Raw genomic sequence first — 363 nt, forward strand, 5'->3', positions numbered from 1 at the left:
TGCAGCAGTCCAAGAATTAGCCAAGAACTTCAAAGATGACCCCGAAACCAAATCCTGGCTCAAAGAACGTGCTACCAAGAATGATAAGTGGGATGTGCGACGTACAGCAGTCGAAGAATTAGCCAAGAACTTCAAAGATGACCCCGAAACCAAATTCTTCCTCAAAGAACACGCTACCAAGGATGATAACTTCTTTGTGCGAGGTGCAGCAGTCCAAGAATTAGCGAATCACTTCAAAGATGACCCCGAAACCAAATCCTGGCTCAAAGAACGTGCTACCCAGGATGATAAATGGGATGTACGACGTGCAGCATTCCAAGTATTAGCGAATCACTTCAAAGATGACCCCGACACCAAATCCAT

At 45.5% G+C, this 363-nt stretch carries 1 protein-coding gene; it reads left to right on the forward strand.

Going from position 1 to position 363, the window contains the following annotated elements:
* On the forward strand, positions 1 to 363 hold a 363-nt coding region (locus tag I8751_RS08540; protein ID WP_214438808.1), incomplete at both ends, for a HEAT repeat domain-containing protein.

Origin of the sequence: Atlanticothrix silvestris CENA357 (assembly GCF_016056295.1) — a bacterium.
Taxonomy (GTDB): Bacteria; Cyanobacteriota; Cyanobacteriia; order Cyanobacteriales; family Nostocaceae; genus Atlanticothrix; species Atlanticothrix silvestris.